The organism is Fodinicola feengrottensis (assembly GCF_039530045.1).
GTDB classification, from domain to species: Bacteria; Actinomycetota; Actinomycetes; order Mycobacteriales; family HKI-0501; genus Fodinicola; species Fodinicola feengrottensis.
The window spans coordinates 24,116-32,860 of sequence record NZ_BAAANY010000033.1; the positions used below are offsets into that span (position 1 = coordinate 24,116).

The 8,745-nt window shown below is 66.5% G+C and carries 7 protein-coding genes; 4 read left to right on the plus strand and 3 right to left on the minus strand.

Features of this window, described 5'->3' with window-relative positions; translation table 11 throughout:
* Positions 1-92: 92 nt before the first annotated feature.
* Positions 93-1,274 carry an acyl-CoA dehydrogenase family protein gene (locus ABD301_RS34040; RefSeq protein ID WP_344314309.1) on the plus strand — a complete coding sequence of 394 codons (1,182 nt, stop codon included), beginning with the start codon at positions 93-95 and terminating at the stop codon, positions 1,272-1,274.
* Between the two features lie 72 nt (positions 1,275-1,346).
* On the opposite strand, the gene ABD301_RS34045 is transcribed toward ABD301_RS34040, so the two are convergent.
* Positions 1,347-3,374, minus strand: a complete 2,028-nt coding sequence (locus ABD301_RS34045; RefSeq protein ID WP_344314310.1) for an ArnT family glycosyltransferase — start codon at positions 3,372-3,374, stop codon at positions 1,347-1,349.
* A gap of 193 nt (positions 3,375-3,567) precedes the next feature.
* Here ABD301_RS34045 and ABD301_RS34050 point away from each other — a divergent pair, with 193 nt between their 5' ends.
* Positions 3,568-4,455, plus strand: coding sequence for an FAD:protein FMN transferase (locus ABD301_RS34050; protein ID WP_344314311.1), 888 nt, complete (start codon positions 3,568-3,570; stop codon positions 4,453-4,455).
* Positions 4,456-4,496: 41 nt separating this feature from the next.
* Complete coding sequence (locus ABD301_RS34055) at positions 4,497-5,258, plus strand: phytanoyl-CoA dioxygenase family protein (protein WP_344314313.1); 762 nt, start codon at positions 4,497-4,499, stop codon at positions 5,256-5,258.
* Between the two features lie 69 nt (positions 5,259-5,327).
* Here ABD301_RS34055 and ABD301_RS34060 read toward each other — a convergent pair whose 3' ends face one another.
* The gene (locus ABD301_RS34060) at positions 5,328-5,939 is read right to left on the minus strand and encodes a TetR/AcrR family transcriptional regulator (RefSeq protein WP_163572765.1); all 612 of its coding nucleotides are present in this window, start codon (positions 5,937-5,939) and stop codon (positions 5,328-5,330) included.
* Positions 5,940-6,572: 633 nt separating this feature from the next.
* Here ABD301_RS34060 and ABD301_RS34065 point away from each other — a divergent pair.
* On the plus strand, positions 6,573-8,258 hold the full coding sequence (locus tag ABD301_RS34065; protein ID WP_344314314.1) for an ABC transporter ATP-binding protein: 1,686 nt from the start codon (positions 6,573-6,575) through the stop codon (positions 8,256-8,258).
* A gap of 69 nt (positions 8,259-8,327) precedes the next feature.
* On the opposite strand, the gene ABD301_RS34070 is transcribed toward ABD301_RS34065, so the two are convergent.
* Positions 8,328-8,564 carry a hypothetical protein gene (locus ABD301_RS34070; protein ID WP_163572769.1) on the minus strand — a complete coding sequence of 79 codons (237 nt, stop codon included), beginning with the start codon at positions 8,562-8,564 and terminating at the stop codon, positions 8,328-8,330.
* Positions 8,565-8,745 lie beyond the last annotated feature (181 nt).

Here is an 8,745-nt window from a genome sequence, read left to right on the forward strand (position 1 = left end):
TCACAAAGCTATCACGTGAAGGGTTGCCATTTTCACGTTCCCTCTCCGCTGGCGGTCGCCTAACGTACGAAGCAACCAGCGCGCGACCCCTTATGGAGCAGACCGTGAACTCACCGGACAGTGCCGACTTCCTCGACCTCGACAGCGAGCTGACCGGTGAGGAACGGGACATCCGCGACGCGGTCCGGGCGTACGCGAGCGCCGAGCTCGAACCGAACATCGCCGACTGGTACGAGACCGGCGCGCTGCCGGCGAAGCAGCTCGCCAAGGGCTTCGGCCAGCTCGGGCTGCTCGGCATGCACCTGGAGGGCTACGGCTGCGCCGGCACCAGCGCCGTCGCGTACGGCATCGCCTGCCGCGAACTGGAGGCGGTCGACTCCGGGCTGCGCAGTTTCGTGTCCGTGCAGGGCTCGCTGGCGATGTTCGCGATCCACCGCTGGGGCACCGAAGAGCAGCGCCAGCAGTGGCTGCCCGCGATGGCCACCGGCGAACTGCTCGGCTGTTTTGGCCTCACCGAGCCCGATGCCGGCAGCGACCCCGGCAGCATGCGTACGCGGGCCCGCCGCGACGGCGGCGACTGGGTCATTGATGGCACCAAGATGTGGATCACCAACGGCACGGTCGCCGATGTCGCGGTCGTCTGGGCCCAGACCGACGAAGGCGTCCGCGGTTTCGTCGTACCCACCAACACCCCGGGTTTCAGTGCCAACGAAGTGAAACACAAGCTCTCACTGCGCGCGTCCCTGACCGCCGAGCTGGTGCTGGAAGGCGTACGAGTGCCAGCTTCGGCCGCCTTCCCCGAAGTACGCGGCCTGCGCGGCCCACTCAGCTGCCTGAACGAGGCCCGCTACGGCATCTTGTACGGCGTGGTCGGCGCCGCCCGCGCCTGCTACCAGTCCGCGCTGAACTACACGCTGAACCGCGAACAGTTCGGCAAACCGTTGGCCGGTTTCCAACTCACCCAACGCAAACTCGCCGACCTGCTGGTCGAGGTCAACCGCGCCGGCCTGGTCGCGCTGCGCATCGGCCGCCTCAAGGACGCCGGCAAACTGCACCACAACCACGTCAGCTTCGGGAAAATGGCCAACGTCCGCAGCGCCATCGAAGTCGCCCGTACGGCTCGCACCCTGCTCGGCGCCAACGGCATTTCGTTGGAATATCCGGTCATGCGGCACATGGCCAACCTGGAAACCGTGCTCACGTACGAAGGCACCGAGGAAATGCACGCCCTCAGCCTCGGCCAGGCCATCACCGGCCTCGCCGCCTTCCGCTGACCCCACCGAAGGTAACGAAACGGCTCAGTCTTTCCGGACTTGGGTGAGCCGTTTCGTTATATTCGTGGAAAACTAGCTTCTCAGGTCGTAGACGGTCTGCCCGCCGACTGTCTTCGCGGTGTAATGGGCGGCGACCCAAGTGGCGATCGCTGTTCCGGAGCCGTCTCCGCCGCGGCCCTGCTGCCCGCCGCCGATGTAGTAGCTGATCTTGCCCTGCGCGACATATTGTTGGAACTGCGCCAAAGTCGGCGAGTTGTCCGTACCGCTGAAGCCGCCGATGGCCATCACCGACTTCCCGGACGCCAGTTCCAGGCTGGCCGCGCCCTGCGAGCCGTTCGTGGCCGCCGCCCACATTGTCGAGGTGGCTTTCACCAGCGCGGTGAGCTGGCTGTTAGCGGTCGCATCCCCACCAGGACCACCGCTTTGGTTGCCAGGCCGAGAAGTCCCGGAGGTGGGTGGCTGCCCATCAAAACCGCGCTGACCGCCCGAGCCTGGCTGTCCGCCACCGAAGTTCGGCCGGCCACCTTCCCTGATGATCATCCCTCCGGAGGGACCGCCACCGAACCCTCCCTGACCGCCGGCTGAGGCTGGCCCAGAGGTGGGAATCGAACCGTTGTGTGGCACCGATGCGGTCGCCACCGCGTATGCGGACGCGCCACCGAATCCGGTCATCACCGCCGCGATCGCCGCGATAACAGCGATCCGCCTCGTACGATGGGCGCCGACCAACAGACCAGTCGCGGCCAACACGCCAGCGATCACTACGATCCAGCGCAGCGCCGGCAGCCAGGAAGAGTCGCGGCCCAGCAGGTCGTACGCCCAGATGCCAGTAACCGCGACCATGGCGGCAAGCGCCACCCGCGGCGCGATTTCGGTACGAGAGCGCCACAAAGTGACCGAACTGATGCCGATGAGCGCACCGATCGCCGGCGCCAACGCGACTGTGTAGTACGGGTGGATAATCCCACTCATGTAGCTGAAAACCAGCCCGGTGACCAGCAGCCAGCCGCCCCAGAGCAGCACTGCGGCCCTGGTCCGATCAGTGCGCGGCGCACGCCGGCCAACCCACAGCACAGTAACCATGCCGATCAAAGCGGCCGGCAACAGCCACGAGATCTCACTGCCGAAAGAGTCCGAGAACAGCCGGGTAATGCCAGTGGCACCACCAAAACCGCCACCCCCACCGCCTGCTCCACCACCGCCGCCGAAGCCACCGGCGCCACCGCCCTGCCCGAAAATCCGGCCGAGGCCGTTGTATCCCAGCGCCAGCTCCAAAAGGCTGTTGTTGGTCGAGCCGCCGATGTACGGGCGAGAGGCCGCCGGCCAGAGCTCGACCAGTGCGACGAACCAGCCGGCGGACACCAGCAGCGTCCCGCCGGCGGCCAGCAAATGCAGCAACCTGCGTGGCCACGAGAACCTGGAAACCACCAGATAGACCAACACAAACGCCGGCAGTACGAGGAAAGCCTGCATCATCTTGGTAAGGAACCCGAAGCCGATCGCGGCACCGGCCACCATCAGCCACAGCATCGCGGCCCGGCTGGACACCTTTTCCAGAGCCCGTACGACACAGTAGGCAGCGGCCACCATCAGCAGGGTCAGCAGCGCGTCCGGATTGTTGAAGCGGAACATCAAGACCGCGACCGGGGTCAACGCCAGTGCGGCGCCGGCGATCAGGCCGGCGACTGGACCGGACCACCGGCGTACGGCGGCATAAAGCAGCGCGACCGCGGCCACTCCGCACAGTGCCTGCGGAATCAGCATGCTCCAGCTGGAAAATCCGAAGACCCGGCCGGAAAGCGCGTCGAGCCAGAGCGCGGCCGGCGGCTTGTCGACGGTGATGGAGTTGCCGGCGTCCAGCGAGCCGAAAAGCAAGGCCTTCCAACTTTGTGTGCCGGCTTGGACAGCGGCGGCGTAGAAAGTGTTCGCATAGCCCGAAGCCGCGAGATTCCACATATAGAGGAACGCCGTTCCGACCAACAGGACCAGCACGGACGGGCGTACCCATGCCGATTGCCCCTCCGGGCCCAACAAAAATCGGCGTACGGGCGGCGGATCCACGTCCTGCCGGACCCGCGGTTGATCTGCGGTGACTGTCATCGGAATGCCTCTTTCGATTTCTGGCGCGGGAAGGCCCAGATTGACGGCGGTGACTGTATGCGGCCTGTGTCCCGAATAGGCGTCCGCTGTGACCGGAACACCCACAGGTGGGAGCTATTGGTCGCACAGGTGACGCACAGCCGGCGCATGGACTCTGGAGACAGTCACCACCCAGGACGGGAGGACGGCCGGCATGGCCTGGAGCCCGACCGCGCGCCTGGTCGTCTCGGATCCTGCTGTGCTGCCCAAAGCCCGCGCGATCGTGACGGCCGAGCTGGCCGCGATTGATCGGGCGTGCAGCCGGTTCCGGGCCGATTCCGAGCTGATGCGCGCCCATCGCGACGGCCGGCCGGTGCCGGTCAGCCCACTGCTGTCGGAGTTCGTCGCGGCCGCGTTGGACGCGGCCCGGCAGACCGACGGGGACGTGTCCCCCACGGTTGGCTCGGCGCTCAACCAACTCGGCCACGACCGGGATTTCGACCTGCTGACCGACGGCGGCACAGCCGTACACGTCATCGTCCAACCGGCTCCCGGCTGGCGGCGGGTCCGGCTGGCCGGCGGGCACCTGACCGTGCCGGCCGGCGTCGTGCTGGACCTCGGCGCGACCGCCACAGCGGTGGCCGCCGACCGGTGCGCCCGGCTGGTGGCCGATCGCTGCGGGGTCGGCGCTCTGGTCAGCCTCGGCGGCGATATCGCCACCGCCGGCTCGCACCCGGGCGGTTGGCAGGTTTTGGTGCAGGACCAGGAAGACGACCCGGCTTGTACGGTACGAGTGCCGGCCGGTGCGGCGATGGCGACCTCCAGCACCCGGAGCCGGCAGTGGGTCCGCGACGGCCGGCTGCCGCACCACATCATCGACCGGCGGACCGGCCAGCCGGCCGCCGCGGGGTGGCGAAGCGCATCCGTGGTGGCCGCCAGCTGCCTGACCGCGAACGTGGCCTCCACCTGCGCTTTGGTACGTGGTTCGGGGGCGCTGCCATGGCTGCGCGACCGGCGGCTGCCGAGCCGACTGGTGGGCCAGGACGGCAGCGTCCACACAGTCAACGGCTGGCCACCTTCTGCCCCTTCTCCCCAGCCCTGAATTCAAGTGACGTGAAGCCGTTGCGGTGACAGGATCCGGGTGTGGATCTGGACGGTTTCGTACGGGACGGCTATGTCGTGGTGCGTGCCACGTTCGACCCCACCACGGCTCGGGAATGTCGGGACTTGATCTGGGAATCCCTTGCTGCGCAAGGGATTCAGGAAGACGACCAGACGACTTGGACCCGCTCATGCGTCAGCGTCGACTGCCCGGAGGCGGAGCCGTTCGCAGCGGCCGCCGCGTCGCCGGCGTTGTCCGCCGCGTACGACGAGTTGATCGGCCCGGGCCGATGGACGCGCCGGAAAGGGGTCGGCGGCTCGGTGCCGGTCCGGTTCCCGTCGGAGGACCGCGGCAACGCCGGCTACCACATCGAGGGCAGCTGGGACAGTCCCGACGGTTACCGGGTGAACGTACGGTCCAGGGCCAGGGGTCTGCTTGCGCTGTTCCTTTTCTCCGACGTGGGAGACGACGACGCGCCGACCCGGCTGGTGACCGGTTCGCACCAGCACATCGCGCGAATTCTCGCGCCTTATGGAGAAACTGGCGTCACCAGCGAGGAAGTCGAGAGCAAGTGGCGGCCGTCGATCCTCTGCCGGCGCACCGCGCACGCCACCGGCAGAGCCGGCGACGTGTATCTCTGCCACCCTTTCGTCGTCCACACCGCCACCTGGCCACACCGTGGCACGACACCCCGGATGATGGCCCAACCAGCTGTGCACGTACGCAGCGGATTCACCCTCGACGGAACAGACACGTCCCCGGTCGCCCAGGCCATCATGGCCGGCCTGTCCGGCACAGACTGAGTCGAATCGAGGCATTGTCAACGAATGCAACGAAACAGCTGCCTGTTCGTTACATTCGCAAAAGCGAGCCTACGGCTGCAGTGCCGCCTCAACCCTGGCGCGGACAGCACTTGCCAGTTCGGCGTGGGCGGCGTTGAGGTCTATGGCGTCGGGTTCCAGGAGGTATTGCTGGGCGATGCCGCGCAGGGCGCCGACAAACCAGGCGGCCATGCCTTCAAGGTCGACGCCGGTGTCTTCGGTGACACCGGAGCGCCGCATGCCTTCGACGAAGGCGTCGCGGAATTTGCGGCGGAGCCGGACGAATTCGGAGCGAAGGTGCGGGGACGGGCCCAGAGACTCGAGCAGCAGGACGTAATAGACGCGGTAGGCGACGGTGCCTTCCATGACCATTTTGCGGTGCGCCAGCAGCGCAGCCTCCATGGCGGTGGCGAAGTCCGCGGCGGCGGCCAGTTCGGGCAGCAGAACCGCTTGCTCCCACTCTTCGATGACCTTGCCGACGACGGCGGCCAGCAACGCGTCCTTGGATCCGAAGTGGAAATTCACGGCGGCGCGGCTCATGCCGGCGCGGGCGCCGATCTCGGCGACGGAGGTGGCCTGGACTCCCTTTTCGGCCAGCAGCGTGAGCGCCGCGGCGAGGAGCCGTTGACGGCTCGCGGCGGAGCGTTCTGCCTGGGTGGCCACACGGAAACCTTCCTCGGCGGGACTCCTGGTCTATACCAAATATACCGTACGACGTTAAGTTGCTAAACGCTTCGCAACAATGTACGGTTTGCTCCAGCGCTCGCTGGCACCCCCCCGACCTGCGAGCGCGACCTGTCACCAGTCATTCGGCAGGGGCCGGTCGAGGTGTTTCGACGCCTTGACCGCCGGGCAGGTTTGCAAGCAGCGGCCCACCGCTTCTGCCGGGTGGGTGGGCCGCTCGCTTCCTCCCCGCATTCATGCGGGTCGAGAAAATTCCCCGCTCGCGCACATAAACTGCGCTCTTATGCTGGGTGTCAGCTGTGTGTTCAACAGCCGACCGCTGTGCACCACAACATACAGCGAACGCCCAGAATTCCTTATTGTCTGCACAGCCGGATTTCATCGACGCGGCCAACTATCTCGGATAGCTTTCGAAGTGTCAGATCAACAAAAGGAGGTGAAGAAAATGGCATTCACCAGGGTCACCCCGCGCAAACCAGTGTGCCGCCGGCCGCAGCCGCGCAAGCCCGCGCCGCGCAAGCCCATCCACAAGTAGCAACGAGAAAATCCCTGAGCCGGGGCGGGCATTCATTAGCCCGCCCCGGCTTTTCGTTTCCACCAAAGGAAAGTCAGATGGCCAACTCGCCCAGTGCCGCGGTCCGGCCGTTGCTGCGACGGTTCTGGCCGTACGCGCGCCCCGACCGCGGCCGGCTTTTCGTGGCGGCCGCGCTGACGCTGGGCGGCGCGGCCGGTGAGCTGGTCGCGGTGGTGATGTTCGCGGAAATCACCGACAACGCGTTGGCGACCGGAAAGCTCGGCGGATTCTGGTGGCCGGCAGCGGGTTGGCTGGGTGTCACCGCGATCGGCGGAATGACCTCGTATTTCGCCTCCATGGTGACCGCGAAAGTAGCCGAACGATTCCTGCTCAGGCTGCGAGACGCGGTTTTCGCGCACCTGCAAAGGCTCTCGCCGGATTTCTTCGCTGGCAGCAAGATCGGCGACCTGGTGAGCCGACTGTCGTCCGACATCGCGGCGGTCGAACAGCTGGTGGTCTCCGGCGCCGTCGAATTCTCCACTGCTGCCGCCTCAGCTTTGCTGTTCGCGGCCGCCGCGCTCCTTATCCGCTGGGAACTCGCATTGGTGGTTTTCGCGGTGGCACCGCTGTTCCTGCTGGCCGCGCGATATTTCTCCGGTCGACTGCAGCGCGCCTCAGTGGACGAGCGGGCCAGCAACGGCGACATCGCGGCCGCGGTGCAGGAGGGACTGGCAAGCGTTGCGATGGTCCAAGCGTACAACCAACAAAACGCTGAGTCCGACCGGCTGCACCGGCATGGTTTGGCTTGGATGCGGGCCAAACTCAGCCAGAGCAGAGCCACCGCCGCCTATGGACCGCTGGTCGACCTGGTCGAAGTGGCCTGCATCCTGGGCATCATCGGCCTGGGCGTCTGGGAGATCGCGGCCGGCCGGCTCACCCTTGGCGGACTGCTCGCTTTCGTCGCCTACCTGGGATTTCTCTACCCGCCCATTCAACAGCTCGGCCAGCTGAACCTCGCCATCAGCGAGGCCACCGCCGGTTCGGCGCGACTCACCGATTTGCTGGCGATCGAGCCAGCGGTCGTGGACGCGCCGCTGGCGATCGCGGCGCCGCGGGCTCGCGGGGTCGTCGAGGTCACCGACGTGACCTTCCACTATCCAGGCGCCGAGCAGCCGGCCGCTGACAGCCTTACTTTCGTGGCCAACCCACGGGAACTGGTGATGATCACCGGGTCGAGCGGGGCCGGGAAATCCACCATCGCCAAGCTGTTGCTGCGATTCTACGATCCGGATCGTGGCGAGATCCGGTTGGACGGCGTCGACATCCGAGCGCTGACGCTCGCCTCGCTCCGCGAGAACATCACCCTGGTTCCCCAGGAAACCGTGGTTTTCCATGCCACGATCAGGGAAAACATCCGCTACGCCCGGCCACAGGCGAGAGACGAGGACGTCGTACGGGCCGCCGCCGCGGCGGGCGCGCATTCCTTCATCACCGCGTTGTCGGACGGCTACGACACGGTCGCCGGTGAGCGCGGCAGCCGACTCTCCGGCGGCCAACGCCAGCGCGTCGGCCTCGCCCGTGCGCTCCTGCGCGACACTCCCGTGCTGGTCCTGGACGAACCCACCGCAAGCCTGGACGCGGTCGCCGCCGACCGGTTCCTGGAGCCGATCCGGATGATCGCGAAGAACCGCACAGTCATCATGATCACCCACGACCGCCGGCTCACCCGGCACGCGGACCGACTTCTCGTGATACAGGACGGGAAACTCGACCGCGCCAGCTAGTCCGAATCGCGAGATGTATCCGCGCAGTGGGTAGTTGGTGCTGTACATCCCCCAGTCGAGGCTGTAGACTCAGCCGTCGACGGTACGAGCCCGTGGATCCCGATAGGCCGCGATCCGCTGCTTGGCCGCCTTCACCGCGTTGTCCAGGACCGCGGCCTCGGTCGTGGGCTTGCCGCCCGGGGTGATGCCGAGACTCGCGAAACGTCGTACGGCTGGCTGGTCGGCGGCAGCTGGCGGATTGGCGGCCATCAACGTACAAAGCCTGGTGAAAAACGTCGACCCGTCCATCGCCGCGACGGTGGACATCGGGTTGGCTTAAGCGTGTCGCTGCACCAACGTTCTCGCCCGTCGGCGTTGAACGCGCGCGCTCTATGTTTCGTTGGGATTATTGTGAAAGTATCCAATTCCTGATCACCCGTACGCGGCCATATTGTCGGCGCCGGCGGTAGAATTAATGTCATGGCCGCCGGCGACGAAGTCACCTCTC